Source organism: Comamonas sediminis, assembly GCF_041107495.1.
GTDB classification, from domain to species: Bacteria; Pseudomonadota; Gammaproteobacteria; order Burkholderiales; family Burkholderiaceae_C; genus Comamonas; species Comamonas sediminis.
This window is the reverse complement of sequence record NZ_JBGBDC010000003.1, coordinates 132908-158754: the sequence shown is the minus strand read 5'-3', so window position 1 is coordinate 158754 and position 25847 is coordinate 132908. Positions and strand designations below refer to the sequence as shown.

The 25847-nt window shown below is 63.7% G+C and carries 26 protein-coding genes; 10 read left to right on the top strand and 16 right to left on the bottom strand.

Annotated elements, in window-relative coordinates:
* Positions 1-4: 4 nt before the first annotated feature.
* From AB7A72_RS08375 to AB7A72_RS08355, 5 genes are read right to left on the bottom strand one after another with little or no spacing between them, the layout of a single operon-like run.
* Entirely contained in the window at positions 5-1021 is a 1017-nt protein-coding gene (locus AB7A72_RS08375) for an ABC transporter ATP-binding protein (RefSeq protein WP_369459824.1), read from the bottom strand.
* 2 nt (positions 1022-1023) lie between these two features.
* Positions 1024-2127, bottom strand: a complete 1104-nt coding sequence (locus AB7A72_RS08370; RefSeq protein WP_312412175.1) for an ABC transporter ATP-binding protein — start codon at positions 2125-2127, stop codon at positions 1024-1026.
* Positions 2127-3020: an ABC transporter permease gene (locus AB7A72_RS08365; protein ID WP_369459620.1), complete on the bottom strand. Its 894-nt coding sequence runs from the start codon at positions 3018-3020 to the stop codon at positions 2127-2129. The genes AB7A72_RS08370 and AB7A72_RS08365 overlap by 1 nt, the downstream gene beginning before the upstream one ends.
* The gene (locus tag AB7A72_RS08360) at positions 3020-3970 is read right to left on the bottom strand and encodes an ABC transporter permease (protein WP_133855104.1); all 951 of its coding nucleotides are present in this window, start codon (positions 3968-3970) and stop codon (positions 3020-3022) included. The genes AB7A72_RS08365 and AB7A72_RS08360 overlap by 1 nt, the downstream gene beginning before the upstream one ends.
* Positions 3971-3995: 25 nt before the next feature.
* Positions 3996-5570 (bottom strand): ABC transporter substrate-binding protein, encoded by a 1575-nt coding sequence (locus AB7A72_RS08355; protein WP_312411406.1) that lies wholly within the window; start codon positions 5568-5570, stop codon positions 3996-3998.
* Positions 5571-5701: 131 nt separating this feature from the next.
* Between AB7A72_RS08355 and AB7A72_RS08350 the strand changes: the two genes are divergently transcribed.
* The 3 genes from AB7A72_RS08350 (at position 5702) to AB7A72_RS08340 (ending at position 7830) form a co-directional block, all read left to right on the top strand.
* Entirely contained in the window at positions 5702-6088 is a 387-nt protein-coding gene (locus AB7A72_RS08350) for a RidA family protein (RefSeq protein ID WP_133855106.1), read from the top strand.
* A gap of 108 nt (positions 6089-6196) precedes the next feature.
* Positions 6197-7195 (top strand): 2-dehydro-3-deoxygalactonokinase, encoded by a 999-nt coding sequence (locus tag AB7A72_RS08345; RefSeq protein ID WP_369459619.1) that lies wholly within the window; start codon positions 6197-6199, stop codon positions 7193-7195.
* Positions 7192-7830: a 2-dehydro-3-deoxy-6-phosphogalactonate aldolase gene (locus AB7A72_RS08340; RefSeq protein WP_239809637.1), complete on the top strand. Its 639-nt coding sequence runs from the start codon at positions 7192-7194 to the stop codon at positions 7828-7830. Before AB7A72_RS08345 ends, AB7A72_RS08340 begins: the two co-directional genes overlap by 4 nt.
* A gap of 203 nt (positions 7831-8033) precedes the next feature.
* Here the strand turns inward: AB7A72_RS08340 and AB7A72_RS08335 are convergent, their stop codons facing one another.
* The 3 genes from AB7A72_RS08335 to AB7A72_RS08325 all read right to left on the bottom strand — a co-directional run bounded on the left by AB7A72_RS08335 (position 8034) and on the right by AB7A72_RS08325 (position 12342).
* Positions 8034-9776: a dipeptidase gene (locus AB7A72_RS08335; RefSeq protein WP_369459618.1), complete on the bottom strand. Its 1743-nt coding sequence runs from the start codon at positions 9774-9776 to the stop codon at positions 8034-8036.
* 171 nt (positions 9777-9947) lie between these two features.
* Entirely contained in the window at positions 9948-10808 is an 861-nt protein-coding gene (locus AB7A72_RS08330; RefSeq protein ID WP_369459617.1) for a DMT family transporter, read from the bottom strand.
* A gap of 136 nt (positions 10809-10944) precedes the next feature.
* A complete protein-coding gene (locus AB7A72_RS08325) occupies positions 10945-12342 on the bottom strand; it encodes an aminotransferase-like domain-containing protein (protein WP_369459616.1) in 1398 nt (465 codons plus the stop codon).
* A gap of 153 nt (positions 12343-12495) precedes the next feature.
* On the opposite strand from AB7A72_RS08325, the gene AB7A72_RS08320 reads away from it, so the two are divergent.
* Positions 12496-12936: an acetyltransferase gene (locus AB7A72_RS08320; RefSeq protein WP_369459615.1), complete on the top strand. Its 441-nt coding sequence runs from the start codon at positions 12496-12498 to the stop codon at positions 12934-12936.
* Between the two features lie 33 nt (positions 12937-12969).
* Here the strand turns inward: AB7A72_RS08320 and AB7A72_RS08315 are convergent, their stop codons facing one another.
* Positions 12970-13944, bottom strand: coding sequence for a LysR family transcriptional regulator (locus AB7A72_RS08315; protein ID WP_369459613.1), 975 nt, complete (start codon positions 13942-13944; stop codon positions 12970-12972).
* Between the two features lie 149 nt (positions 13945-14093).
* Between AB7A72_RS08315 and AB7A72_RS08310 the strand changes: the two genes are divergently transcribed.
* Positions 14094-14336 carry a hypothetical protein gene (locus tag AB7A72_RS08310; RefSeq protein ID WP_133855114.1) on the top strand — a complete coding sequence of 81 codons (243 nt, stop codon included), beginning with the start codon at positions 14094-14096 and terminating at the stop codon, positions 14334-14336.
* 169 nt (positions 14337-14505) lie between these two features.
* On the opposite strand, the gene AB7A72_RS08305 is transcribed toward AB7A72_RS08310, so the two are convergent.
* Complete coding sequence (locus tag AB7A72_RS08305; RefSeq protein ID WP_369459611.1) at positions 14506-15099, bottom strand: TetR/AcrR family transcriptional regulator; 594 nt, start codon at positions 15097-15099, stop codon at positions 14506-14508.
* 106 nt (positions 15100-15205) lie between these two features.
* Here AB7A72_RS08305 and AB7A72_RS08300 point away from each other — a divergent pair, with 106 nt between their 5' ends.
* A complete protein-coding gene (locus tag AB7A72_RS08300; protein ID WP_369459610.1) occupies positions 15206-16477 on the top strand; it encodes a beta-ketoacyl-[acyl-carrier-protein] synthase II in 1272 nt (423 codons plus the stop codon).
* Between the two features lie 123 nt (positions 16478-16600).
* Here the strand turns inward: AB7A72_RS08300 and AB7A72_RS08295 are convergent, their stop codons facing one another.
* Entirely contained in the window at positions 16601-17065 is a 465-nt protein-coding gene (locus tag AB7A72_RS08295) for a hypothetical protein (protein WP_239809645.1), read from the bottom strand.
* Positions 17066-17102: 37 nt separating this feature from the next.
* The gene (locus AB7A72_RS08290; protein ID WP_369459609.1) at positions 17103-17435 is read right to left on the bottom strand and encodes a hypothetical protein; all 333 of its coding nucleotides are present in this window, start codon (positions 17433-17435) and stop codon (positions 17103-17105) included.
* Between the two features lie 376 nt (positions 17436-17811).
* Between AB7A72_RS08290 and AB7A72_RS08285 the strand changes: the two genes are divergently transcribed.
* Positions 17812-19203 carry an RtcB family protein gene (locus AB7A72_RS08285; RefSeq protein ID WP_369459608.1) on the top strand — a complete coding sequence of 464 codons (1392 nt, stop codon included), beginning with the start codon at positions 17812-17814 and terminating at the stop codon, positions 19201-19203.
* 111 nt (positions 19204-19314) lie between these two features.
* Positions 19315-19785: a hypothetical protein gene (locus AB7A72_RS08280; protein ID WP_369459606.1), complete on the top strand. Its 471-nt coding sequence runs from the start codon at positions 19315-19317 to the stop codon at positions 19783-19785.
* A gap of 23 nt (positions 19786-19808) precedes the next feature.
* On the opposite strand, the gene AB7A72_RS08275 is transcribed toward AB7A72_RS08280, so the two are convergent.
* Positions 19809-20603: a class I SAM-dependent methyltransferase gene (locus AB7A72_RS08275; RefSeq protein ID WP_369459605.1), complete on the bottom strand. Its 795-nt coding sequence runs from the start codon at positions 20601-20603 to the stop codon at positions 19809-19811.
* Between the two features lie 121 nt (positions 20604-20724).
* A complete protein-coding gene (locus AB7A72_RS08270) occupies positions 20725-21171 on the bottom strand; it encodes a hypothetical protein (protein WP_369459604.1) in 447 nt (148 codons plus the stop codon).
* Between the two features lie 275 nt (positions 21172-21446).
* Here AB7A72_RS08270 and AB7A72_RS08265 point away from each other — a divergent pair, with 275 nt between their 5' ends.
* Entirely contained in the window at positions 21447-21956 is a 510-nt protein-coding gene (locus AB7A72_RS08265) for a DUF1993 domain-containing protein (RefSeq protein ID WP_239809651.1), read from the top strand.
* Between the two features lie 303 nt (positions 21957-22259).
* On the opposite strand, the gene AB7A72_RS08260 is transcribed toward AB7A72_RS08265, so the two are convergent.
* Positions 22260-22898: a DUF2625 domain-containing protein gene (locus tag AB7A72_RS08260; protein ID WP_312835286.1), complete on the bottom strand. Its 639-nt coding sequence runs from the start codon at positions 22896-22898 to the stop codon at positions 22260-22262.
* Positions 22899-23010: 112 nt separating this feature from the next.
* Here AB7A72_RS08260 and AB7A72_RS08255 point away from each other — a divergent pair, with 112 nt between their 5' ends.
* Positions 23011-23301 (top strand): hypothetical protein, encoded by a 291-nt coding sequence (locus tag AB7A72_RS08255; protein WP_369459602.1) that lies wholly within the window; start codon positions 23011-23013, stop codon positions 23299-23301.
* A gap of 61 nt (positions 23302-23362) precedes the next feature.
* Here AB7A72_RS08255 and AB7A72_RS08250 read toward each other — a convergent pair whose 3' ends face one another.
* A complete protein-coding gene (locus tag AB7A72_RS08250) occupies positions 23363-25750 on the bottom strand; it encodes a heavy metal translocating P-type ATPase (protein WP_407064960.1) in 2388 nt (795 codons plus the stop codon).
* Positions 25751-25847: the final 97 nt, after the last annotated feature.

Sequence of the window (25847 nt, the reverse complement as noted above, 5' to 3'; positions counted from 1 at the left end):
TCTCTCAATCTTGGACTTTCCAGCAGGCCTGCAGATGGCCATCGGCCACGGCGCGCAGCTGCATATCAGCCTGGGCGCAACGCGCCTCGGCCTGCGGGCAACGGGTACGAAAGACGCAACCACTCGGTGGGTTCTTGGGGCTGGGCAAGTCACCCGACAGCAGCGGGATGCTGCGCCGCTGGGCCGGGTCCGGAATCGGAGCGGCTGCCAGCAAGGCCTGGGTATAGGGGTGGCGCGGCCGGGCATACAAGGCCTCGGTCGGTGCCACCTCCACCACACGGCCCAGATACAGGACCACCACGCGATCGCAGAGGTATTCCACCACATCCAAATCGTGCGAGATGAAGAGCAGCGTCAATCCAAGGCGATCTTTGAGGTCGCCCAGCAAATTGACCACCTGCGCCTGGATGGACACATCCAGCGCGGACAGCGGCTCATCGGCCACGATGAAGCGCGGCTGCACTGCCAGTGCCCGGGCAATGCCAATGCGCTGGCGCTGGCCGCCCGAGAACTCATGCGGAAAGCGCTCGGCGTGCTCGGGACGCAAACCCACCTGGTCCAGCAGCTCGGCAATGCGCTGCTGGCGCGCCGCACCGGGCGCCAGTCCGTGGGTGGACAGTGCCTCGCCCAGCACATCGCGGATGCGCATACGCGGGTTCAGGCTGGCATAGGGGTCCTGGAAGATGATCTGGATATCGGAACGCAGTGGCCGCATCGCGCTGGGGCCCAGGTGCGCCAGGTCCACGGTTTCGCCGCCCTGCTTGCGAAAATGCAGCTGGCCATCGGTCGGCTCGATCAGCCTCGTCAGCAGCCGGCCGATGGTGCTTTTGCCGGAGCCGGACTCGCCGACCAGGCCCAGGGTCTCGCCGGGGTAGATGTCAAAGGAGACGTCCTGCACTGCGCGCACCGGGTGGGCGCCGCTGCCAAACTGCTTGCTCAAATGCTGGATGCGCACCAGCGGCTCGGCCGCTGCGGTGGCTGCCGTGGCCAGCGCGGCCGGGCGGTCCAGGGTGTCGGTCATGCTCATGCGGCTTCTCCTGCGCGAATGCAGCGCACCTGGCGCTCGCTGGGCTGGGCATCGTTGCCGGTGCGCCATGTCTCCAGGCCGGGCATGGCCTGCTCGCAGGCGTTCAGGCGCTTGCTGCAGCGCGGCGCAAAGGCGCAGCCGGGCGGCGGGCTCAAGGGGCTGGAGACTTGGCCGGGGATGGCATCCAGGCGGCGCCGCCCCACAAAGGCGGGCTTGCCACCGGCGCGCAGCGCGGCAGCCTCAGCCAGCTCGCGCTGGCGCGCCATGCCGGGCAGGCAGCCCAGCAGGCCCTGGGTATAGGGGTGCTGGGGCGCGGCAAACAGCGCATGCACGCTGGCGGTCTCGACAATGCGGCCGGCATACATCACCGCAATCGCATCGGCGTACTGCGCCACCACGCCCAGGTTGTGGGTCACAAACAGAATGCTCATGCCCGTCTCCTTTTGCAGCCGGCCCATCAGGGCCAGGATCTGCGCCTGGATGGTCACATCCAGTGCGGTGGTGGGCTCGTCGGCAATCAGCAGGCTCGGGTCGCAGGCCATGGCCAGCGCAATCATCACCCGCTGGCGCATGCCGCCAGACAGCTGGTGCGGGTACTCATGCACGCGCTGGGCGGCAGCCGGTATCTCCACCAGCTCCAGCATGCGCTGGGCATGGGCCAAGGCTGCCGCCTTGCCCAGGCCCTTGTGCAGGCGCACCGATTCGGCAATCTGCTCGCCCACGGTCAGCACCGGGTTCAGGCTGGTCATGGGCTCCTGGAACACCATGGCCAGCTCATTGCCGCGCAGCGCACGCAGGGACTTGGCATCCAGCGACAGCAGATCCACCGTGCGGCCATCGCGCTGCACAAACCGGGCCTGGCCCTGCACCTGGGCTTGCGAGGTCTTGGCATGCAGGCCCATCAGCGACAGGCTGGTGACCGACTTGCCCGAGCCCGACTCGCCCACCAGGGCCAGGGTCTGGCCCGGCAGAATCTGAAAGCTCACATCGGAGACGCTCTGGATGCGCCCGCCTTCGGTGGCGAACGAGGTCGACAGCGAGCGCACATCCAGGCGGGGCGCGGCCAGGCTGGCTGCCGCTGCAGGGGTGGCGGTGTTCATCATGATTTGTTCTTCAGCTTGGGGTCGAGCAGATCGCGCACACCGTCGCCCAGCAGCTGCAGCGACAGCGCCGTCAGCACAATGGCCACGCCGGGGGTCAGAATGGTCCAGAACGCCTTGTCGGCATATTCAAGGCTGCCGGCAATCATCGTGCCCCAGGTGGGGATGTCAGGCGGCACGCCCACGCCCAGAAAGGACAGGCCCGCCTCAGCCAGGATGGCATAGGCAAAGATGAAGGTGACCTGCACCAGCACCGGCGACAGCAGGTTGGGGAGGATGTGGCGCCACAGAATCAGCGGCGTGCGCACGCCCAGCGCCTTGGCGGCATCGACAAACAGCAGCTCGCGCAGCACCAGCGTAGAGGCGCGCACCACGCGGGCTACACGCGGCGTGTAGACAATGGTCAGCGCCAAAATCACATTCCACAGCGAGGCACCCAGGATCGACACCAGCGCAATGCCCAGCAGGATGTCGGGGAAGGCCATCATCGCGTCCACCAGGCGCATCAGCGGCGCATCGAGGCGGCGGAAGTAGCCGGCCAGCATGCCCAGCAAGGTGCCTAGCACCACCGCACCCAGCGCGGTGAACAGGCCAATCATCAGCGAGTAGCGCGCACCATAGATGATGCGCGCCATCACATCGCGGCCCAGCTCATCGTTGCCGGCCCAGTGCGCCCACGAAGGCGCATGCAGGCGCATGCTGATGTTCATGTCATTGGGGTCGGAATCGGTCAGCAGCGGGTAGAGCAACGCGGTGGCTGCAATCAGCAGCAGCACCACGGCGCTCAGCAGCACCACCTTGCGCGCAAACAGCCGGCGCAAGGTTTTGAACCAGGGGGACTGGGCCCAGCCACCGCGTGCGGGCAGCGGCAATGCCGTGGGGGAGGCGTTCATCATTGGCCCTCCAGACGAATGCGGGGATCCACCACCGTGTAGAGCAGGTCGATCGCGAGGTTGATGAAAACGTAGATGGCGGCAATGACGAGCAAGGTGCCCTGGATGACCGGGTAATCGCGCCGCAGCACGGCCCGCACCACCAGATTGCCCACGCCGGGCAGGTTGAACACGGTCTCGGTCACCACCGTGCCGCCAATCATCAAGGCCAGGGTCAGGCCCAGCACGGTGACGACCGGCACCAGCGCATTGCGCAGCACATGCTTGACCAGCACCACCGACTCGCCCAGACCCTTGGCCCGCGCGGTGCGCACATAGTCCTCGCCCAGAATGTCGAGCACCGAGGCGCGGGTGAAGCGGATGATCAGCGCAGAGTTGAGCACGCCCAGCACCAGCGCGGGCAGCAGCAGATGCTGCAGGCGGTCGCCAAAGCTGGCGTCCGGATCGCCATAGCCCGAGGCAGGGAACCAGCCCAGGTGCACCGCAAACACCTGGATCAGGATCAGGCCGAACCAGAAGCTGGGAATGCTCGCGCCCAGCATCGCAATGCTGCTGAGCACCTGGTCGATCCAGCTGCCACGCCACACGGCTGCGGCCATACCACAGGGCACACCGATCAACGCGGCAATCGACACGGCGAACAGCGCCAGAAACATCGTGGGCTCGGCGCGCTCGAGCAGTGCCTGCGTGACCGGCATCTGCAGGAACAACGACTGGCCCAGGTTGCCTTGCAGCACCTGGCCAATCCAGAGCACAAACTGGGTGGTGAGGGGCTTGTCCAGCCCGTACTGCACGCGCGCGGCAGCAATATCGGCGGCGGTGGCCTGGTCACCCAGCAGCAGCGCGACCGGATCGCCCGACGCCAGACGCGTGAGCAGGAACACCAGCACGGCCACCAGGGCGAGCACCACCACAGCGCCGCCCAGGCGCTTGACTAAAAAATGCAGCATGGCTGAACTCGAGAGTCGCTGGGGCTTACTGGCTCAGCGAGGTGTTCCAGAAGAAAGGCCAGGGCATGGGCTGGTAGCCCTGCAGCTTGGATGAACGTGCCGACAGCGCGTTGAACTTGCCCACTTCGACAAAGGGCACCTCGTCATAGACCAGCGCCTGCACCTTGCCCCATAGCGGGCCGCGCTTGGCCACATCGGGCTCGCCATTGAAAGCGGCAAGCGCGGCCTTCTTGGTCTCCGTCTCCCACCAGCCCGGCGCGCCGCTGCCCATCTGGGGGGGCGACAGCATCGGCTCAGGGAACAGGCCCGAGTGGGTCATGTAGACATCCCAGAGCTTGGCATCGTTGCGGCGCTGCACCAGGGTGGCCCAGTCCACCACCTGCAGCTCGGTCTTGAAGCCGGCGCGCTTCAAGTGCTCGGCCATCACCAGCGCCATGTTGTAGTGGAACTCATACTGGCGGCTGGCCATGATGCGGATCGGCTCGGACTTGTAGCCGGCCTTGGCGGCCTGGTCCTTGGCCAGCTGCGGGTTCTTCTGGTTGTACTGCTTGGCACCGGCATCCGAGTAGTACGGCGTGCCCTTGGCAAAGAAGTTGGGCTCGGCGGCGAAGAAGCGCTTGTCGCCAAAACCGGCCTGCAGCATCTCGGCCGGGCCCATTGCGGTCTGCACCGCCTGGCGCAGCTCCTTCTTGGCCAGCACACCTTCCTTGGTGTTGAAGACGATATAGGGGAAGCCAAAGTTCTGCGTGACGATCGGCACCACGTTGGGCGCAGCCTTTTCCAGGCGGCCTACCGATTCGACCTGCAGCAGATCGGCGTACTGGAACTGGCCCGAGAGCACACCCTCGACCCGCGTCGTCGCATTGGGCACCGGCACAAAGCGCAGCTCATCGAGCTGGGCCTCGCGCTTGCCGGCGTAGCCACTGGCGGGCTCGCTGCGTGCGGCGTACTGGTCAAAACGTGCCAGCACGGTGAACTGGTCGGGCTTGCGTTCCTTGAGTTGGTAGGGGCCCGTGCCGATGAAATCCTTGAGCACCGGTGCCACCGCTTCCTTGGGCATGATGCCGGCCATGCCGCTGGGCATCGCCAGGTGGGCCAGCAGCGGTGCATACACCGCCTTGAGCTTGATCTCCACCGTCTGCGGGTTCTTGGCGGTCATGCTGGCAATCTCCTGGCCCACGGCCTTGCCGCGTGCCGACACGTCCATCCAGCGCTGCAGCGAGGCGACCACGTCATCGGCCACCATCTCCTTGCCGTTGTGGAACTTGACGCCCTTGCGCAACGTGATGGTGTAGGTCAGGCCATCGGCAGAGATCACGGGCATGGCCTGGGCCAGCATGGGCTGGAGGTTCCACTGCGCATCAAAGGTGAAGAGCGGCTCGTAGACATGCTGCATGATGGTGCCCACCAGGTCGGTGGAGCTGACCATCGGATCCAGACTCTGGGGCTCGCCAATCATCGCCAGATTGGCGGCACCACCCTTGTGGGCTGCCTGGGCCCAGGCGCTGCCCGCTGGCAGGCCTGCGCAGCCGGCAGCCAACAGGGCTGCGGCAAGCAGTTGGCGACGGGACGTGCGGACACGCAAGGCAAGGGCGTTCATGGGGCAGGCTTTCATCGAAGGGGTGAAGAAATTTTTTTACACCACAACCGCTAAAAACCGCCTTCAGATCGATTTATTGACAGGTTTATCGGTTGTTGATGTAATATCTTTACATACAGGAGACCCACCCCATGACAGTAATTACCCTAGGCCAAGCCCCTCTCGCATCGGACCGTCTGGCCCGTCCGCTCTCGCCCGCCGTGCGCGCTGGCGACTTTGTTTTTGTCTCGGGCACCGTGCCCACCGATGACCAGGGCCAGGTCGTGCCCGGCGGTATCGAGGCGCAGACCCGCGCCGTGTTCAAGCGCCTGGAAGAGGCCTTGGCGCTGGGCGGCTGCACCCTGGCCGATGTCGCCAAGGTCAACGTCTGGCTCGACGATCCGCGTGATTTCGGCAGCTTCAACCGCGTCTACATGGAGTGCTTTGGCGACCACCGCCCGGCACGCTCGACCGTGGAATCGCGCCTGATGATCGATGCGAAGGTCGAGATCGACGTGACGGCCTACAAGCCGCTGTAAGCCCATAGCCGCCAGGCGCAGCGGGCGCGACAGCCGCCCGCTGCAGGCGCTTCTACAATGGCCCGCGCAGACCACGTCTGCGCTTTTTTTGGCCCCTTTTCACCGCCCATGCCCAAGCCCCCATCCTTTACTGCCCGCGCGCCGGGCGACCCGCGCCCCCGCATGATTGCCATCGACTGGGGCACCACCTCGCTGCGGGGCGCGCGCATCGATGCGCAGGGCCAGATCAGCGAGCGGCGCGCGCTGCCCCAAGGCATTCTGCAAGTGGCGCCTGGCGGCTTTGCCGATGCGTTTGCACAGCACTTTGGCGACTGGCTGGCCGAGGACCCGCAGCTGTGCCTGCTGTCGGGCATGGTGGGCAGCCGCCAGGGCTGGCAGGAGGCGCCTTACTGCCCCTGCCCGGCCGATTTTTCCGCGCTGTGCCAGCAGCTGCTCTGGCTCGATGTTCCCCAGCGCGTGCCGACGGCCATCGTGCCGGGCATGAGCAGCCTGGCGCAGAGCCAGGTCGATCCCGTGCATGGCGTGCCCGATGTGATGCGTGGTGAGGAAATCCAGGTTATCGGCGCGCTGGCGTTGATGGGCAGCCGCGACGGCCTGCTGCTGCTGCCAGGCACGCACAGCAAATGGGTGCAGGCGCAGAACAGCACGATCACCGGCTTCAAGACCTTCATGACCGGCGAGCTGTTTGCGCTGCTGGCCCAGCACTCCATCCTGGGCAAGACCCTGGACAGCAGCGCTGCGCTGGACGAGACCGCATTCATCCAGGGGCTGGAGCGGGCACAGAGCCCCGATACCCTGAGCCACCTGCTGTTTGGCACGCGCGCGCTGTCACTGTTTGGCGCGCTCGATCCGGCCCAGTCGGCCAGCTACCTCTCGGGCCTGCTGATTGGCCAGGAGCTGCGCACCATGCCGACGGCTGCTGGCAGCCGCGTCGCCGTCATCGGCTCCAGCACCCTGGTGCAGCGCTACAGCCTGGCACTGCGCCATGTGGGCTGCGAAGCGGTCGCTTTTGGTGATGAGGCCACCTGGGCCGGCCACCAAGCGATTTACGACCACCTGACCCAGACGACCCTCTCCACACCGCAGTCACTGCCACCCCAGCCATGAACCTGATTCAAACATTCCAGGCCCTGCAGGCCAAGCTGCCGCTGATCGCCATCCTGCGCGGCCTCACCCCCGGCGAGGCTGTGCCCGTGGGTGCCGCCTTGCAATCGGCCGGTTTTGGCCTGTGGGAAGTGCCGCTGAACTCCCCCGAGCCGCTCGAGAGCATTGCCGCGATGCGCGAGGCCTACCCCCATGTGCTGGTGGGCGCTGGCACGGTGCTGACGCCCCAGCAGGTCCGCGATGTGCATGCGGCTGGCGGCCAGCTCATCATCTCGCCCAATTGCAACCCGGCCGTGATCGACGAGGCCGTCAAGCTGGGCCTCATCAGCCTGCCGGGCGTCTTCACCCCGACCGAGGCCTTCATGGCGCTGGAGCATGGCGCGCATGGCCTCAAGATCTTCCCGGCCGAGCTGGCCTCGCCCGCCGTCGTCAAGGCGCTGCTGGCCGTGCTGCCCAAGGGCAGCAATATCTACCCCGTCGGCGGCATTGCGCCGGACAACATGGCCCCCTGGCTGCAAGCAGGCGCGGCCGGTTTTGGCATTGGCTCGGCGCTGTTCAAGCCCGGCAAAACAGCCGCGCAGGTGCGTGTGGATGCGCTGGCGTTTGCAGAAAACTTTCGCGCTTCAAAGGCCGGCTGATCCGCGGATGTCTAGCCCGTAAAAAAGGCCTGCACCCCGTCTGGGATGCAGGCCTTTTGCTTGGGCCACAGCCTCGTGCTTAGAGTCGCTAACACGACCCAGCAAACCGAAGGTTTGCGGTTGAGACGAGGCGCCAAGCCGCAGACAGTACAGACGTACGGCAAGGCTTGGTAACGACGGATCAAGGGTTGTGTTAGCGACTCTTATTGCATCTGCTGCAGGTTGCCGATGCGTACCAGCATCTCGGTAAACATCTGCATATCGGCCTGCAGATCCGGCACTTCCTTGTACTCCAGCGCATTGTGCGCGGTGTACTTTTTGCCGGGCATCGCAGGGCCAAAGTTGATGGCATTGGGCATCAGCTTGGCGGTGGTGCTGCCGGCAGTCGGCACGGGCTTGGCATCCAGGCCGGTGGTGTCGCCAAAGATGTTCAGCAGGGTCGAGAGCCAGGCGCCCTTGGGGTCGCGGGCCATCCAGTTGCCCTGGGTGTAGTCGATCTTGACGGGTACCTGGGTGGCAGCGCTCCAATTGGCAATGCCCTTTTCCACTTCGGCCTTCAGCTGCTCCGGCGATTTGCCGCGCGGCATGCGGGCATTGGCGGTCACTTCCAGCTGGCCATTGCCGGGCTTGATCAGGTTGGGCGAGATGGTCAGCGGGCCCATGAAGTCATCGGCGTAGGCGACATTCAGGCCCTTGCCAAAGTAGTCCATGCCAAACACGCCATTGATGTAGCGCACCGCTTCGCTGTACTGGTTCTGCTGCACCAGAGGCTGGCCCTGGGCGGGCATCAGCGCCGATTGCAGCAGCAAGGCCAGGCGCGGCACGGGATTCACGCCTTCTTCGGGGCGCGAGCCGTGGGCGGAGCTGCCGGTCACCTTGATATCGATCTTGTTGGCGCTGCTCACCAGGTCCACGCTGAACTTGCCAAACTGCTGGTTGCTGGCCACAAAGCCATCCTTGGCAGCCTGCAGCTTCTGGGCCACGGCGGCCAGCGCAGCGGCATTGCCCGCCTCGATCGTTGCCGTGGCGGTCTGGGCAATCGCATTGGCCGATGCGGCGCCCGCCATCGCGGTGATGGCCGGTTGCTGCGGGTCGGTCTTCACATCGGCAAAGCTGGCCTTGATGGCGCCCGTGCCTTTTTCAGCCACCACGGCCGGGTACTTGCTGTCGAGCACGATGTTGTAGTCGGGCAGCTTGGTCTTGTCGCGGTAGTACTTCATCGCATCACCACCGGTCTCTTCGGTGGTTTCGATCATCAGGCGGATGCTGCGCTGCAAAGGCAGCTGCGATTGCTTGACGGCCTTCATCGCGTACAGCACCGTGGCGATCGAGCCCTTGTCGTCGATGGTGCCGCGCCCGTAGAGCTTGTCGCCCACGCGGGTGACCTTGAAGGGGTCGAGCTGCTGGCCATCCACCACCCATTCGGCCGGCACCACCGGCACCACATCGGCATGGGTCAGGATGCCGAACTCTTCGGTGCCCTTGCCGGGCAAGGTCACTTCAAAAATGCGGTTGTCCACATTGCGGTACTGCAGGCCAAAGTCCTGGGCCATCTTTTCCACCATGCGGCCAAAGTCGATGATGGCCGGGCTCTCATGCGGCGGCACCTTGGGGTCGCGCACCGTTGGCAGCGCCACCATCTGGGTGATGCTGCTGAGCACCTGGTGCTCTTGCGTCAGGCGGGTGTAGAGGCCCAGCAGACGGGCCACATTGGCCAGGTCATCGCCTTGCAGCTGCTCGCCTTGCGTGTAACGCTGCACCGCTGGCGCCAGGCGCGTGTCCTGCTTGGCGGCGTTCTGCAGAAACTGTGCAAAGGTCGCAGGCGTCTTCACCGCTTCGGCGGCAATCGCATCCAGCGCCGGCTTTTGCAGCAGCTGGGCCTGGGCGCCGGCGGCTGCCAAGGCAATGCCCAAGGCGATGGCGGTGTGGCGGAATACGGTCTTCATAGCAAACCTCGTCTCTTATTTTGGAAAGCCGAAAGAATAGCCGCTTTCCGCATTGCCGAACGCCAGATAACTTCGCAAAACCGGAGCCGAGCATCCGGAACATGCCCGCTTGGTATCGGATGCAGACAACGCGTGGGGCCACCTGCTGTTAAACGCTGTGCGGCGGCTGGATCAGGCGTATTTTTTGGCCCCCGCCACGCAGACCACGGCCACCAGGGTCACGACCAGCATGGACCCGCTGACCTGCTCCTGCAGCAGCACGGCGGCCAGCGCCAGACCCATAAAGGGCTGCAGCAGCTGCAGCTGGCCGACTGCCGCAATGCCGCCTTGTGCCAGCCCCCGGTACCAGAACACAAAGCCGATCAGCTGGCTGAACACGGCCACATAGACAAAGCTGAGCCAGGTGGCGCTGCGCACATGCGCCAGGCTGGCAGGGGCCAGCCACAGCGCCAACGGCAGCATCAGCGGCAGCGACAAAATCAAGGCCCAGCTGATGACCTGCCAGCCGCCCAGCTTGCGCGACAGGCGCGCGCCCTCGGCATAGCCCATGCCGCAAACCAGCACGGCGCCCAGCATCAGCAGATCGCCGATGAGCGAGCCCTGCCCGCTGCCCAGGGCTGCATAGCCCGCCACCACCGCCGCCCCCGCGAGCGAGAACACCCAGAACAGGCCCCTGGGCCGCTCCCCCCCGCGCAGCACCGCAAAAATCGCGGTGGACAGCGGCAGCAAGCCGACAAAGACGATCGAATGGGCAGAGGTCATGTGCTGCAGTGCCAAGGCCGTCAGCAGCGGAAATCCCACCACCACGCCCAAGGCCGCAATCGCGAGCGACGGCACATCGGCTGCCGCAGGCCGGCGCGCACGCTGGGCCAGCAAAAACCCACCACCCAGCAGCGCCGCCACCACGGCGCGGGCACAGGTCAAAAAACTGGGGTTCAAATCCGCCACCGCCACCCGCGTGGCCGGCAGCGAACCGGCAAAAATCGCCACCCCCACCAGGCCATTGACCCAGCCTGCCGTACTTTTCTCCATGCAAGACTCCTTGATCGAGCCAGCAGTACACCATGGGGCCAGCGCTGCACACCAGACACAGTGCAGTACAGTTTAAAGAAACTGTTATCGGTAAAAAGCAATACAGTTTTTGGGTGGATGACCCAAAATCCGACCGTCAGCGGCCCGCCGTGGCCTGGCTCAAGGCCCGGGCCAGCACCGCAAACACCCGCTCATCTGCGCACTGCGATACGTTGAAGCGCAGATAATCCCCCGCCGACTGCGACTGGCTGAACGAGTTGCCAGGAGCCAGCACCACGCCGTCCTTCAGGCAAGCGCGCGCCACTGCCGCTGCATCGGCGCCTTGCGGCAGCCGGCACCACAGAAACATGCCGGCCTGCGGCACCAAGGCCGGCTCCACGCGCAGCTTGCGCAGCCGCTGGGCCACCTTCTCCATGTTCTCGGCCAGGCGCTGGCGCACCAGGTCCATGTGCTTGCGGTAGCCACTGTCGGTCAGGGTTTTCAGGATGATGTCCTGCGCCAGCCGCCCGACGCCAAAGGTGGTGGCCAGCTTCAGATCGACCAGGCCCTCGATCCATTCGGGCCGCGCCGCCAGGTAGCCGCAGCGCACCGATGCCGAAATGGTCTTGGAGAAGCTGCCGATCTGGATCACCCGGGCCAGCCCGTCAAACGCCGCCAGCCGGGGCGCATGCTGGTTCTCGAAGTCGGCAAAGATATCGTCTTCCACAATCACCAGGTCCGAGCTTTCCACCAGCTTGAGCAGCCGGTGCGCGACCAGCGGCGACAGCGCGGCACCCGTGGGGTTGTGGATGCCGGCATTGGTGATGTAGAGCCGGGGCTGGTGCTCCTGCAGGGCCTTGTCGAACAGCTGCACATCGGGGCCCTGCGGCGTGTAGGGCACGCCCACTGCCTTCACCTGGTGCGCCTTGAGCAGCGCATGAAAGTTGAAATAGCAGGGGTCATCAACCAGCACCTTGTCGCCAGGCTTGAGCAGGAAGCGGCACACCAAGTCGATGGCCTGCGTGCCCGACTCGGTCAGCATCACCTGCTCGGGCGACACCTCAATGCCGGTAGCCGCCATGCGCCTGGCCAGCAGCTGGCGCAGCCCCGGGCTGCCCAGCGGCGTGGCATATTCGGTCAGCTCCGCCAGCGGCCCCCGTGCCTGTGCGCGCAACGCCCGCCGAATGCCCTCCTCAAACATCCAATCTGGCGGCAGCCAGCCGCAGCCCGGGCGCAAGGTGGTCTGCGCGCTCTCCAGCGATTGGCGCGACACCCAGAGCGGATCGACGACCCGGTCCAGCTTGGGCCCCAGCTCCAGGAGCGCCAGCGGCGCCACCGGCCCGTTGACATAAAACCCGGCCCCCGGCCGCGCCACCACCAGGCCCTCGGCCGCCAGCCGCTCATAGGCTTCCACCACTGTCGACACCGACATACCCAGCAGCCCCGCCTGCTGCCGCACCGATGGCAGCCGTGTGCCCGGCAAGTAGCTGCGCGAGGCGATACCGGCACGCACATGCGCCATCACCTGCTGGATAAGAGTACCGTTGCGCGCCATCATCCGCTCCACTGTTCTGCTAATAACGCCATAACGGTGGAGCTTAATTGTTATTGGGTGCCGATGCCAGCCATGGCCGGTGCAATGCCCATTTGTACCCGCGCCATGCGCGCCTCAGGGCCCCAGCACAGCAGGCCTGTGCATAATTCCACGATGATCACTATTCGCCCCTCCCGCCCCGAAGATGGCCCACGCGCCGTCGAGATCTGGCGCCAGGCCGTCGACGCCACCCACCACTTTCTGCTGCCAGAAGACCGCGCAGCCCTCGATGCGCTGGTCAGCAGCTTCCTGCCCCAGGCGCCGCTCTGGCTGGCCGTTGATGCGCAGGACCACCCACTCGCCTTCATGCTCATCGACAACGGGCACATGGAAGCCCTGTTTGTAGACCCCGCCGCCCGGGGCCAAGGCCTGGGTGCCGCGCTGGTGCGCCATGGGCTGTCACTGCATGCGCAGATGAGCACCGATGTCAACGAGCAGAATGCGCAGGCGGTGGGCTTTTACGAAAAGATGGGCTTCCGGCGCACCGGGCGTTCGGAGGTGGATGGACAGGGGCGGCCTTATCCATTGATCCATTTGACGTACGGCAGTGCTTGATAACGCAGGCAAGCCCCAGCCCAGCGCGCATCATTACCGCCCCGCTTCGCTGACTGCCGCCTGCGCCAACGCCGGATGCCCCGGCAGCACCTCCAGCAAATAGTCCACAAAGCTGCGCACCTTGGCCGGCACATACTGCCGGTCGCGGAAGCAGGCAAAAAAGTCCAGGGTCACATCTTCCAGCTGCAGCGGGCCCGTTACTGCTTTGCGGCCCTTGCGCGCGGGCTGCAGCACCAAGGGCACCAGCCGCCCCTCCTGCACATGGCGCTGGGTGATAAAGCTGCCAGCCCAGACGATACCGCCACCGGCAACCGCCAGCTCCACCAGCGCATCGATATCGGTGCCAATGGCGGCAACACGCAGACCAGGGTCGACCCGGCGGCCATCGCGCACAAAGGGCCAGCGCATAAAGCGCCCGTCCCGCTCACGGCGGTACAGCAAACAGGCATGCTGCGGCAGATCCTCGGCCACCCGCGGGCGGCCATGCTTTTCCAGATACGCGGGCGAGGCGTACAAAAAGCGCGGCATGGCGGCGAGCGGCCGCACCGACATGCCGGGCTCCAGCACATCGCGGTAGCGGATGCTGACGTCCACATCCTCCTTGAGCACATCGACATCGCGGTCGGTCACCAGCAATTCCAGCTCCAGCTGCGGATGGCGCGCCTGGAAGGCCGGCAGCAAGGGCGCCAGCACATGGCGGCCAAAGGCGGCCATGCAGGCCACCCGCAGCCGCCCTTGCACGGCCCCATGCACCAGCGATACATCGGCCTGCGCGCGCGCCAGTTCATCCAGCACCGGCGCCACCCGGGCCAGGTAGCGCTCGCCCGCTTCGGTCAGCGCCATTGAGCGCGTGGTGCGGGTGATCAGCCGCGTGCCCAGCTCGCGCTCCAGCCGCGCAATGTTCTGGCTGGCCGCCGCCGGAGAGATACCCAGCTGGCGTGCAGCCGAGGCGATGGAGCCCCCTTCCAGGGCTTTGACAAAGATGTCGATAGCGCGCAGATTCGTCATGAATGTGAATGTATCTCCAAACCCATTCGTAAATTTGGATTACGAGTTCTGCAAGCTGCCGCCCTCTACCGCAGCGGCTGCCGCATGCGTACAGTGACATCTAAGGCAGCGGGCCAAGGGGCCCGGCCACGATGGATTTGGAGCCAGCTATGCAGAATGTGATTGAGGCAGTGACGCCCAAGGGCGATGTGGTTTTTCGGGCAGCGGATGGGAGCTATATCGTCGCCCAGCAGATTGATGCCAAGCCCTTGAAGCAGGCGCAGATCCTGGAGGGCGCGCTGGAGACCATCGGCATCGAGACTGCGACGGATGTGGCTACGGGGCTGCGCTACGAGTTCTTCATTGCCGGCTATGGGCTGTCGCGCGAAGGGGCCTTTGGCGCGCCGGAGTGAGGTGGCGCATTGAACACTAAATCCACCATCTCCGTCCTTAACTCCAAATTACCGATTTAAGGATGGAAATCGTGGATTTAAAACCCGTTGCAATCCTCTTTCGCGGATGGAGTGGTGGCCATCGACGCCAGCCATTTACTTTCAGAGCCCAACGCCGTCTTGAAACCTGTCATTCGCCAACCGGCGGCGCCAACTGCGCCCGCAAAGTAGCCAAGATCTCCTCAGACAACGCCGGGTTGCCCGCCGCCGTAGCGCGGGCCAGCATCAGGGCACCCACCATGCTGCTGAGCGTCACGATGGTCTGGGCGCGCTTGGCAGGCCCATCGCCCGGCACGACTTCCATAAAGCGCTGGATATTGCGCTCCACCCCTTGCGCAAATGCTTCGGACATCTCCGGCCCCGCGCGGGCCGCATCGGTGGCCAAGGCGGCGGCGGGGCAGCCTTCGCCCGGATGGTCGCGGTGGTTGGCCGACAGGTAGCCATGCACCAAGGCGCGCAGCCGGGCGGCGGGCGCATCATCGGCAGCAGCGGCATCCAGCCCTTCGAGCGGGGTGATGGTCCAGTCAAAGGCGCGCAGGCAGGCCTCTCTGGCGAGGGCATCCTTGGACGCAAAGTGGCGGTAGAGCCCGCCGTGCGTCAGGCCCGCATCGCGCGTGATCTCGGCCACACCCACGCCCTCCAGGCCTTTTTCCCGGTAGAGGCGCGCAGCGGCATCCACGATGCCTTCGCGGTTTTCGGCGGCTTGTGCTTTGCTGACTTTCATGCGTTAGATGATACCCATCATCAAAACTCATTTATGATGATGACCATCATCAATGAGGCTGGGCACCCGTTTTAGCACGATGGCGCCCAACCGCGAAAGCTGCCATATGGATCGTCGTGTCGTCATCACCGGGCTGGGCCTGGTGTCACCGCTGGGTTGCCATGTAGAGCTGGCCTGGCAGCGCTTGCTGGCGGGCCAATCGGGCGTGCGTGCGCTGGCCGCCGAGGTCGGCGAAGGTACCGGCGTCACGGTCGCAGGCCGCGTACCCAGCTTGCAAGAAGACCCGCAGGCCGGCTGGAGCGCCGAGGCCATCATCGCCGCCAAAGAGCTGCGCCGCATGGACCGCTTTATCGCCTTTGCGCTGGGCGCCGCAGACCAGGCGCTGGCGCATGCGCAGTGGGGCCCAGCCGGCGCCGAGCAGTTGGAGCGTGCAGCCACTGTCATCGGCTCCGGCGTGGGCGGCTTCAGCACCATCACCGACGCGGTACGCACCACCGATGGCAAAGGGCCGCAGCGCCTCTCGCCCTTCACCGTGCCGGCCTTTCTGGCCAATCTGGCCGCCGGGCAGGTCTCCATCCGCCACCAGCTCAAGGGCCCGCTGGGCGCACCAGTCACCGCCTGTGCCGCCAGCATCCAGGCGATTGGCGATGCAGCACGCTTGATCCGCAACCATGAGGCGGACATGGCACTGTGCGGCGGCAGCGAGGCCACGATTGACCGCGTGGCACTGGGCAGCTTTGCCGCCGCCAAGGCCGTCGCCACCGGCGGCGAAGACCATCCCGGCCAGGTGTCCCGGCCTTTTGACATGGCGCGCGAAGGTTTTGTGATGGCCGAAGGCGCAGGCCTTCTGGTGCTGGAGGCCTTGGACCATGCGCTGGCGCGCGGCGCCACACCACTGGCTGAAGTGGTGGGCTATGGCACCTCGGCCGATGCCTACCATGTCACCTCCGGCCCCGAGGACGGATCAGGCGCCGCCCGCTCCATGCGCGCCGCCTTGCGCCAGGCGCAGCTGCAGCCGGGCGATATCCAGCACCTCAATGCCCATGCCACCTCCACCCCGGTCGGCGATCGCGGCGAGCTCGCTGCCATCCGCCAGGTGTTTCGCGCCGGCACGGGCCCCTCCATCACCGCCACCAAATCGGCCCTGGGGCATATGCTGGGCGCCGCCGGCGGGGCGGCTGCCATCTTTACCGTCTTGGCGTTGCGCGACCAGATGGCGCCGCCTGTGCTCAATCTGGACAACCCGGACCCTTTAGCCGACGGTCTGGATCTGATTCGCGACAGTGCGCGGGCGCATGCGATCGAGCATGCGATGCTCAATGGGTTTGGGTTTGGGGGGGTGAATGCTTCGTTGGTGTTGAAGCGGTATGGGGTTTGAGGTGATGTGAGACAGGTGCCACCTGATACCTGAGAGATTCAGTCTCAAGAACCATTGCAAGCATCTGCGCAAATTTGCTCACTCTAGAGCGCGCTGCCAGGCATATTGGATGCCCCTCAGCCCTCAGGGTGGCGTCAGTCCTGGACGCACCGCATCCCGAAGAAAGCGCTCGGGATCTTGTATATATGCTGCAGCGCGGGAACACCTGAATGCCGATTCAATGGCCGAAGGACTGGCTTCCACCAACCTCCAAAGTTCAACGGAGAAAAGTTTTGCCTCCAGTAACTTGCAGAGATCGCAAATCCGATTGACGAACTCGGAGTCTCGGGACCTCGCATCAATACGAGCACTGATCCCCCCTTCCGACGCCTCATCAAGAACCACGTCGACTCTATTTCCTGCTGTGCTTCCGTAAACAAACCAGTCGTCCATCATTTCATCCGGCTCACCGAGGCGATCCAATAACCAAACCTGTGCAACAGACGCTTCGTGACTTGAAAATGTTGACGCATCAAAGCATTCTTGCGCCCTGACCGGCAAGTGGCCATCGCGAGGTATGAATAGGAGGTCGAATTGCCAAACTGCCATCGGTAGCGCGATCCTTTCTGCCAATACGGTGCAGCACTTATGAAAACCGTTCAATGAGCCGGTCACATGCCAAGCGCACAAGTCTCACATGCTCCTCGTGCAGCGCCAATGCCTCGCTGTCGCACTTCTCAAGCCAAGCTTGGGAGCAATGCTTACGAACTTCTGGCGAAGGATGGTGATCCGTTTCGCTCGCTATCGCAACGAAAAGCATAAAGTCAGGATCGTTTTCAAGGCGTGAATCACTGAACCTCAGCGCAGCCAACAGACGAATCCCCTCGATGAATGGGGTCCTGCGATGGGCAAGGTCGCGGGCAGTGTTAACCACTGCGTTCTTGGTCTCCAATCGGAGCGTCTCATCAACGCCATGCATACCAACTCCTCTCGAACCATAGTTTCAACAGCCGGTGCCAATCCGAATTTGCCCATTGTGCTGTACTGCCTTTGCCATGTTCGACATCTGTTGAAGCCATCGAGCTACCGAGCTGCTAGTGATGCCCATTTAATGAACTGGACAGCTTACACACCAGCATGGGATGCACGGCCAGCCTGAGCGATTTCGTTACTGCGCATGACGCGCAACCCTGCACACCGCGTTGCGCAAATGCCTCGCCCAACAAATGGGCCTTCGCATGGAAACCCAGGTGGCCTATACTCGGCCACCTCATCCTTCTTGGTGCTGCTGCCAGAAGGTGCGTAGACCCTCCGTCACACGGAGGGTGTTTGTTTGCGTACCTGTTTTCAGCATCATGTCGAACTTTCCCCGACTCCAAAAAGCCCTGTCTCGCCAGGGCATCCATGTCTCGTTCCGAGACGGTATCTACAACATCCACAACGCGCATGCAGCGGCATCGATCCTGCTGCCCGCCACTTTGCCCCTGGAGCAAAAGGCAGTGGCCCAGCTGCTTGAGTTTGCCTCCGTGGCCGATCCGCAGGGCCAAGGCGCTGTCTGCAAGGCCTGTGCAACGCCCGACTTCCACCCGGGCAGCATTGCGCCGGTTGGCGCCGTGGTCGCCACATCGCGGGACTTTGTCATACCCGCCGCGATAGGCACCGACATCAACTGTGGCATCCGGATCATGCGCACGGGACTCAACCTGGCCCAGGCCGAGGCACACAAGACCAACATCATTGCCAAGCTCAAGCGAGCCATTCTGGAGAATGGCCGCGATGTGCCGGTGCGCAGTGCCGGCTTCAAGGCGCTGTTTGACGATGGCCCGGCCAGCTTTCTGGAGCAACTGCCCGAGCTGGGCCTGTGGCGCGCCGCCGATCGCGATCAACTTCAGCGCGAGCTGGCAGCCTGCGTGGGGCTCGACAGCTTCCAGGGCGATGCATGCTATGGGCCTGAGGCCTTGATGCAAAGCCGCGAAATCGTGCGTCCGCCCTCTGCAGCGGAGCTGGGCGGAGGCAACCATTTTCTGGAGTTCAATGTTGTCGACGAGATCTTCGACCGGCATGCGGCTTACGAAGCAGGCCTTAAAAAAGGCGATATCACCGTGATGATCCATACCGGCTCGCGCGATGTCGGCTTCTATGTGGGCCGCCGCTGGATGGACCTGGCCAAGCAAGCGTGGCCCCAAGGCCTCAAACACCCCAGCCATGGGCTCTATGGCTTGAGCGGCCATCTGGCTGCCGAGTACATGAAGGCCATGGGCGTGGCCGCCCGCTACGCCTGGTTCAACCGCATGGCCCTGGGCGAAATCGTGCGCCAGCAATTGGCCGATATCGCAGCGCCAGATGCATCGGCGGTGATTGTGGATGTGCCGCACAACGTGGTTCTGCAAGAAGGCGAATTCAATGTGCACCGCAAAGGCTCCACGCCCGCGCATGACGGCCAGTGGGCCTTGATCCCCGGATCGATGGGCGACCACTCCTACCTGGTCAAAGGCCTGGGCCACGAAGACTGGCTGCGCTCCTGCAGCCATGGCGCTGGTCGCCAGGTGCGCCGCCAGGATACCCGCCGCATGAAGCAGCCCCTGGTCGACACGGTCTGGCAATGCATCACCTTGCGTGAGGAGCGGCTCATCGAGGAAGCACCCAGCGCCTACAAACCAGTGGGGCCCGTTTTGCAGGCCCAGGAGCAGGCAGGCTTGATCCGCGCCAGCGTTCGCTTGAAGCCTTGGCTAACGTTCAAGGCTTGATGGCGACAGAAAGCCGTTGGTCTTGATGGCCAGCGGCTTTCCTGGCAGCAAGCTAATACGCTAACCTGCACGTTCAATTGCATGTATCAACCCAGATTTTTTTGTCTACACATGAACACCATTGACGCTGGAATGCACAAATCGCGAACTGCCAATAGTCCGCACCCTGTTCTGCGCATTGACGGTGTACCGCTTGAACAGTGGATCAAGGGCGTGAAGGATGTTGCCGGGGACGATATGACCGACTACCTCGTTCCCGCCCAAGGATGGCTGATCGACCAAGCAGACTATGACAATGCATGGCATTTGCTCGGCCCTCAGAGCGAGGGTAACGCCACCGTCGTGCCGGTTTTGGTGTGTGCCGATGATATGGACATGAACTGCACCGTCGTGGTCGTTGAGCAGACGGTCAATGCAGACACTGTTGCCTGGGAGCGGTTTGGTCAAGCAGTCGATGTGCGCCACGGCATAGTGACTTCAGTGAAATGGATCACACCCCATCAGAAAGCGGTTTTTCCTCTGTCCTCTTTTCGCGCAGCGGCGACCGAGATGAAAAGGCTTACGGATGAGGTGTGGACTTAGTCACTCCAACATCACCAAGGCGTTCAGCCAAGCTTCAACGCCCGGGTCGCCATAAACGTCCGCATCACGTTCTCCACCACAAAGCGCGGATGGGGCTGCCAGTCCTCATGGAAGCCGGTGAGCACCAAGCCCGCATCCAGCTGGCCGCCAATCTGGTCTGCCAGCGTATGGCCAAACACCAGGGCCTCGCCGCGCTCGCGCTTGGCGGCCAGGTCTTCAGCAGACAAGTGCGCGATATCGGAATAAGGCAACCGGCGGTTGGGGCGCACGAGCCCCTGGGCCGTCAAGGCCGGGTCGCGGTCGGCCACAAAGACCACCGGGTTCCAAAAGCTCGATAGCAGCTCGCCTTGCGGCGCCAGCACGCGCGCGCATTCGCGCCAGACCGGGCGCACATCGGGGATATAGAGGTTGGAGATGGGGTGGAAGATGATGTCAAAGCTCGCGTCGGCAAAGACGGAGAGATCACGCATATCGCCCTGCATACAGCGCAGGTCCAGGCCCTCTCTGGCGGCGACCTTGCGGTCCTGGTCCAGCTGCCCTTCGGAGAAATCGAACACCGTCACATCCGCGCCCGCTGCCGCCAGGATGGGGGCTTGCTGCCCGCCTCCGGCTGCCAGACACAGAATGCGCCGATCGCGCACCTGATCCAACCATCCGGTGGGCAATGGCCCGGGCGTGAGGCGTGCGGCGCTCCAGTCGCCCGCGCGGGCGGTTGCAATCTCTTCAGCGCTGACTGGAGCCGACCAGGCGCAGCCTTGCGCGGCTTGGCGGTTCCAGGCGGATTGGTTGTGGGTGAGTAGATCGATGGGATCTGTCATGGAGTCCTTGTGGTGCCCGGCTTCCGTAACCGGTCCGGGTATACGGGCAGTTGGTGTTGATGCGGTTTGGAGTTGATCGGCGCCCCCGCCATTTCAAGCAGCCGTCAACCGGGTCTCTCGCTCAAATGTCATAGGCATAGCTGCACCGCAACTCAGCCCCTTTCAGCACGGCTTTAAAAGGCTCCGGAGCCTCTTGGATGGTGGCCACAAAGCTGGCGTTGAGCTTGCCGCCGCCCATGCTGCCCTTGTACTTGATGCTCTTGGGCTGGGCCTGGAGCTGCAGCCGGTTGGCCCCCGGCAGGGCCACATCCAACTTGAAGATGCCTCGGCGAAAATCCGTGCGCTCAGTGGCCTCAGCCTGTGGCGACGCCAAGCCCAGGGTTTGCGCACCGTAGGTAAGCTTGAGATCGACTTCCACGATGGAGGCGGGAATGGCGCCCACCAGGCTTATCGCCTGCCCGGCATGGCTGCCGCTGCAGTTCAGTTGTGCGGTATTGGCACCGGCGATGGCCTGGCCGGTGAGTGCGAATGGCGACACCAGGGCGCAGAGCAGCAAGCATTTTTTCATCGGTTCTCCTTCAGGAGCAGGACAGGGGTTGCGCAGCATGGGCTGCATCAGATCGGCGGCATCGATAGGTCCATCTGGGCCTGGTTCATCGCGGTGCCCTCCACCTGGTCATAGATTGTCGTCGGCCTATATTCATGGATGCAACTGGCGACCAGCAAGCCGGCAACGGCACCATGCGCGCTGTTATATCCGTTTGCTGGTAGCCTCCGAGGGCAGGCAGAATCTCTGCCAGCCCCACCTCGGCCATCGTGCCATTTCTGAAAAGTGAACTCTCTATGACCAGCCCGCTGTACACCGCCTCCATTCCCGTCATGCAGCAGATGTTGCGTGCCCTGTCAGAGGTGCTGAAGAAGGCCGAAGACCATGCGGCGCAACGCAACATCGATCCCAACGCGCTGCTGCAGGCACGGCTGTTTCCCGACATGTTTCCGCTCGTCCGCCAGGTGCAGATCGCCTCGGACTTCTCCAAGGGCATTTCCTCCCGCCTCGCAGGTGCCGAAGTGCCATCCTGGCCCGACACGGAGACCAGCTTCGCCGACCTGCAAGCCCTGATCGCCAAGGCGCTGGCCCATCTCGAATCCTTCCCAGCCGCGCAATTCGACCACAGCGAAAGCCGCGACATCGTATTGCGCCCCGGCACGCCCAAGGAAAAGAAGCTGACCGCCACTGCGTATCTCCTGCACTATGGGCTGCCACAGTTCTTCTTCCATGTGACCACTGCCTATGCGATCCTGCGCCACAACGGCGTGGAGATTGGCAAGCGCGACTATATGGGTGCGTATTAACACGGGGCGATCCACCCGCTCATGGCGGTAAGCGCCTCCATGACTGCCCATTCTCCACTTGGCGATTCCAGCCAAGTGGTTTATGGATCGGCATGTGAATTAGGACCGCCATCGACCCTTTGGAATCCGCAGCTCACAGGCATCGCTGGCCATCTAGGCAGCGTTGCCAGTTCATACAGGCTGCTCGTGCATCACCATGGCATAAATTTCTGCTGTATTGAGTCATCCGAGGAACGGGTCGATGCCGGTTCGCGGATCTCCTCACCCCCACCCATCACATATCCACGGCGGGAGACCAGCTGTCTAGGAACTCCGGTCCACCCCTGTGTTGAATGCGTACTGCTCAGCAATCGAAATCGCACGCCGTGAGCTGCTCTGCGTTGATCCCTGCTCCGTATATAGGAAGGGATAAAAATTAAAGCATTGGTCGCCCGGCAAAACACACACCTCTTGCTGCCACCCAGCCCAACGCATAGAGTCATAAAACGAATGGAGATTCTTGGTAAACGCCCATTGTGTGAATGCCGCGTAGCCTATCTCAAGAGCTTCCCATTCAAGCGTGTCCGGCGCGAGGTAATACACGTTTCCTAAGTCGCTGCCAAAGGCACCTCCGTTCAGCGCAAAAAATCCCCCCACAACGTCATCGGCTACCAAGAAAAATCGGTCAGTCTTGCCTGCATTCCAGGCAGTGATGCTGCGAGGCAATCTTGGATGGCCGGAGCCAAGCATTCTTAGCCATCCGCCGTCTACCAAAACGCCGCCAGTCTCGTACACCATCGCGCCAAGTACAGAATGGGTGCTCACTTGAAGCTCGACAAGCACGTCTCCTCTATTTTCGGCTGGCGGCAATATTTCCACTGGGAGGTCTGCCTGCTCAGCCCATTGCTCCAGAAGTGATAGCGCGGGCTCCTCGGTGTCTATCAATTCATGAAGTGTGCGCATATAAATTCCTCTTGATCAATAGGGTTCGCGTGATTCTGCAACAAGAGCAAACACAGCTATGCACGGCTAGCACTCCGTAGCTAGCATCGTCTATTTGACCCGGAAGGAGAGCATGAGCAACCGGACTTTCGCCTGTCTGGACTGCAGGAAATTGCAGCGGCGCGACCAAAATTTAGCGCACTTTTATTGCCCTATTAGTGCGAAAGAGTGCGTGTGCGTCCCCTGGAAGCTGCATGTTCCCTCACCTCGAAAGCTGCGAAAGTGGAATGCGTTCTGGGCACAGTATTTTCTGGAGATGCGCCAGCTCGAAGCCTTCCGCGCCAACAAGAACATTGCCGAGGTCTACCTTCCCCTGCTGAATAAGCGCTGGGGCCGAAAAGTAGATCGCTCGGCAATGCAGTGAGGGCTAGCTTGGACGCCACCGAAGGCAAGCAGCGCCCAAGAATCTGTTCAAAGGGCCAGGCTTACGTCTTGCCCCCACCCCGCAACAACCGCAGCCCATTGAACACCACCAGCAAGCTCGCCCCCATATCGGCAAACACCGCCATCCACATCGAGGCATTGCCAAACACCGCCAGCGCGAAGAACACCACTTTGATGCCCAGCGCGAAGATGATGTTCTGCCACAGGATGGCGTAGGTGCGTTGGGACAGTTGCACGGTTTCCGGCACGCGGCGCAGGTCGTCGTTCATGATGAGGATGTCGGCGGCCTCCTTGGCGATGTCGGTGCCGGCGCCACCCATCGAGAAGCCGATCGACGCGGCGGCCAGGCTGGGGGAATCGTTGACGCCATCGCCCACCATGCCGGCCGGCTGCTGGGCCACCAGGCCGTTGATGACCTGGAGCTTGTCCTCGGGCAGCAGATTGGCCTTGACCTCGTCGATGCCCACCTGCGCGGCAATGGCGCGGGCGGTGGCTTCGTTGTCGCCGGTCAGCATCACCGTGCGGATGCCCAGGGCCTTCAGCTCGGCAATCGCCTGCTTGCTCGATTCCTTGGTGGTGTCGGCCACCGCGAACAGCCCCAGCACGCCTTGCGCGCTGGCCAGCACCGAGACGGTCTGCCCCTGCTCTTCCATCGCCAGCATCAGCGCCTCCACCTCGGCAGAGCACTGGCCGCGCTCGTGGATCCAGCGGTGGTTGCCCAGCACATAGCTCTGCCCGGCGATATCGCCCTTGACGCCCCGGCCCAGCTCGGCGGCAAAGTTATCTACCTCCAGCGCCTCGCCATCGATACCGGCGGCGACCGCCTTGGAGACGGGATGGTCCGATCGCGCGGCCAGGCTCTTGGCAATGCGCTCTATCTGCCGGGCATCGGTGCTGGTCGACAGCATGCGGGTCTGCACCAGCTGGGGGGTGCCGGCGGTGATGGTGCCGGTCTTGTCCAGCGCCACGACGCGCAGCTTGCGCGCCTCTTCCAGATAGGCGCCGCCCTTGACCAGAATGCCTCGGCGGGCCGCTGCCGACAGGCCGCTGACAACGGTCACCGGCGTGGAGATCACCAGCGCGCAAGGGCAGGCGATGACCAGCAGCACCAGCGCCTTGTAGATCGCCGTCAGCCAGGGCCAGCCCAGCATCAGCGGGGGCAGCACCGCGACTGCGACCGCCAGCACAAAGACGGCGGGGGTGTAGATGCGGGCAAAGCTGTCCACAAAACGCTGGGTGGGCGCACGCTGGCCCTGGGCCTGCTCCACCGCATGGATGATGCGGGCCAGCACCGTGTCGGCCGAGCGTTTGCTGACCTCGAACTCCAGCGAGCCGCTTTGGTTGATAGTGCCGGCAAACACCGGGTCGCCCGGCGCCTTGTCCACCGGAATGCTCTCGCCGGTGACGGAGGACTGGTCCACCGCGCTTTGGCCGCTGGTCACCACGCCATCGAGCGCAAAACGCTCACCGGGCTTGACCCGCGCCAGGGTGCCGACGGCCACTGTCTTGGCGTCCTGGATCTGCCAGCTGCCATCGGCCTGCCGGGCCTCGATCTGCGGAGGCGACAGTGCCAACAATTGGGCAATCGCATTGCGCGCGCGGTCCACCGAGCGTGCCTCGATCAGCTCGGCCAGCGAGTACAGCGCCATCACCATGGCCGCCTCAGGCCACTGGCCGATCGCAAAGGCGCCAATCACCGCCACGCTCATCAGTGCATTGATGCCCAGCTGGCCGCGCAGCAACGCCGACAGGCCTTTCTTGAACACGCCCAGGCCTGACAACGCAATCGCCAGCGCGGCGACGGCCATGCCGACCATGCGCCAGACCGAGGTCTCGGGGGTCAGCAGGTGCAGCAGCTCTGCGGTGGCTGCCACCACCAAGGCCGCAATCAGGCGGTAGAGCTCCACACGCTGCGCCTTTTGCACATCGGCAGCAGCGGGGGGTGCCGACAGCGTCTCGGTGCTGAAGCCTGCGGACTGGATCTTCTCCGTCACTGCGGCCCATTGCTGCGGGTCGGCCTCCACCCGCAAGGTGCGGGCCGGCAGGTCAAACTGCAGCAGCTTGACGCCCGCCGCGCCTTCGAGGATCTGGCGAATCTGCCCCTCTTCGACCGGGCAGTCCATCGCGGGAATGCGCAGCAGCAAGGCACCGTCATCGGCCTTCAACGCCGAGCTGGCGGTGGCGGCAGCGCCCAGATCAGGGGTGCAGCAATCGGTATGCGCATGCGCTGCAGCCGTTGCTGCAGGGGCATGGGAATGCGAATGCGCATGGTCGTGACCATGGCTGTGATCGTGATCGTGATCGTTGTCGTGACTGTGGTCATGCCCGTTGGCGGCCACTGCGGCGGCCTGGTGGTCTTTGCCAGCGCAGCAGGATGCTGCAGCATGGCCATCGGAATGGCGTTGCGCGGTGTCGGAATGGGCAGTCATGGGCTTGGAATTTATTTGGGTCATAGAGCGTGCTCCCTGTTGCTTCGATTAAAAACCCTGTAGTAACTACAATGTCAAGCCTAAATCGCTAGACTCC

Excerpts from the sequence above, each read along its gene's own strand:
- AB7A72_RS08355 (WP_312411406.1), bottom strand. The coding sequence starts at position 5,570 with ATGAACGCCCTTGCCTTGCGTGTCCGCACGTCCCGTCGCCAACTGCTT.
- AB7A72_RS08375 (WP_369459824.1), bottom strand. The coding sequence starts at position 1,021 with ATGACCGACACCCTGGACCGCCCGGCCGCGCTGGCCACGGCAGCCACC.
- AB7A72_RS08370 (WP_312412175.1), bottom strand. The coding sequence starts at position 2,127 with ATGAACACCGCCACCCCTGCAGCGGCAGCCAGCCTGGCCGCGCCCCGC.
- AB7A72_RS08260 (WP_312835286.1), bottom strand. The coding sequence starts at position 22,898 with ATGCGCACACTTCATGAATTGATAGACACCGAGGAGCCCGCGCTATCA.
- AB7A72_RS08280 (WP_369459606.1), top strand. The coding sequence starts at position 19,315 with ATGAACACCATTGACGCTGGAATGCACAAATCGCGAACTGCCAATAGT.
- AB7A72_RS08255 (WP_369459602.1), top strand. The coding sequence starts at position 23,011 with ATGAGCAACCGGACTTTCGCCTGTCTGGACTGCAGGAAATTGCAGCGG.
- AB7A72_RS08275 (WP_369459605.1), bottom strand. The coding sequence starts at position 20,603 with ATGACAGATCCCATCGATCTACTCACCCACAACCAATCCGCCTGGAAC.
- AB7A72_RS08295 (WP_239809645.1), bottom strand. The coding sequence starts at position 17,065 with ATGGCAGTTTGGCAATTCGACCTCCTATTCATACCTCGCGATGGCCAC.
- AB7A72_RS08325 (WP_369459616.1), bottom strand. The coding sequence starts at position 12,342 with ATGGCGCGCAACGGTACTCTTATCCAGCAGGTGATGGCGCATGTGCGT.
- AB7A72_RS08330 (WP_369459617.1), bottom strand. The coding sequence starts at position 10,808 with ATGGAGAAAAGTACGGCAGGCTGGGTCAATGGCCTGGTGGGGGTGGCG.
- AB7A72_RS08305 (WP_369459611.1), bottom strand. The coding sequence starts at position 15,099 with ATGAAAGTCAGCAAAGCACAAGCCGCCGAAAACCGCGAAGGCATCGTG.
- AB7A72_RS08360 (WP_133855104.1), bottom strand. The coding sequence starts at position 3,970 with ATGCTGCATTTTTTAGTCAAGCGCCTGGGCGGCGCTGTGGTGGTGCTC.
- AB7A72_RS08250 (WP_407064960.1), bottom strand. The coding sequence starts at position 25,750 with ATGACTGCCCATTCCGACACCGCGCAACGCCATTCCGATGGCCATGCT.
- AB7A72_RS08315 (WP_369459613.1), bottom strand. The coding sequence starts at position 13,944 with ATGACGAATCTGCGCGCTATCGACATCTTTGTCAAAGCCCTGGAAGGG.
- AB7A72_RS08350 (WP_133855106.1), top strand. The coding sequence starts at position 5,702 with ATGACAGTAATTACCCTAGGCCAAGCCCCTCTCGCATCGGACCGTCTG.
- AB7A72_RS08340 (WP_239809637.1), top strand. The coding sequence starts at position 7,192 with ATGAACCTGATTCAAACATTCCAGGCCCTGCAGGCCAAGCTGCCGCTG.
- AB7A72_RS08345 (WP_369459619.1), top strand. The coding sequence starts at position 6,197 with ATGCCCAAGCCCCCATCCTTTACTGCCCGCGCGCCGGGCGACCCGCGC.
- AB7A72_RS08270 (WP_369459604.1), bottom strand. The coding sequence starts at position 21,171 with ATGAAAAAATGCTTGCTGCTCTGCGCCCTGGTGTCGCCATTCGCACTC.
- AB7A72_RS08320 (WP_369459615.1), top strand. The coding sequence starts at position 12,496 with ATGATCACTATTCGCCCCTCCCGCCCCGAAGATGGCCCACGCGCCGTC.
- AB7A72_RS08335 (WP_369459618.1), bottom strand. The coding sequence starts at position 9,776 with ATGAAGACCGTATTCCGCCACACCGCCATCGCCTTGGGCATTGCCTTG.
- AB7A72_RS08265 (WP_239809651.1), top strand. The coding sequence starts at position 21,447 with ATGACCAGCCCGCTGTACACCGCCTCCATTCCCGTCATGCAGCAGATG.
- AB7A72_RS08290 (WP_369459609.1), bottom strand. The coding sequence starts at position 17,435 with ATGCATGGCGTTGATGAGACGCTCCGATTGGAGACCAAGAACGCAGTG.
- AB7A72_RS08300 (WP_369459610.1), top strand. The coding sequence starts at position 15,206 with ATGGATCGTCGTGTCGTCATCACCGGGCTGGGCCTGGTGTCACCGCTG.
- AB7A72_RS08365 (WP_369459620.1), bottom strand. The coding sequence starts at position 3,020 with ATGAACGCCTCCCCCACGGCATTGCCGCTGCCCGCACGCGGTGGCTGG.
- AB7A72_RS08310 (WP_133855114.1), top strand. The coding sequence starts at position 14,094 with ATGCAGAATGTGATTGAGGCAGTGACGCCCAAGGGCGATGTGGTTTTT.
- AB7A72_RS08285 (WP_369459608.1), top strand. The coding sequence starts at position 17,812 with ATGTCGAACTTTCCCCGACTCCAAAAAGCCCTGTCTCGCCAGGGCATC.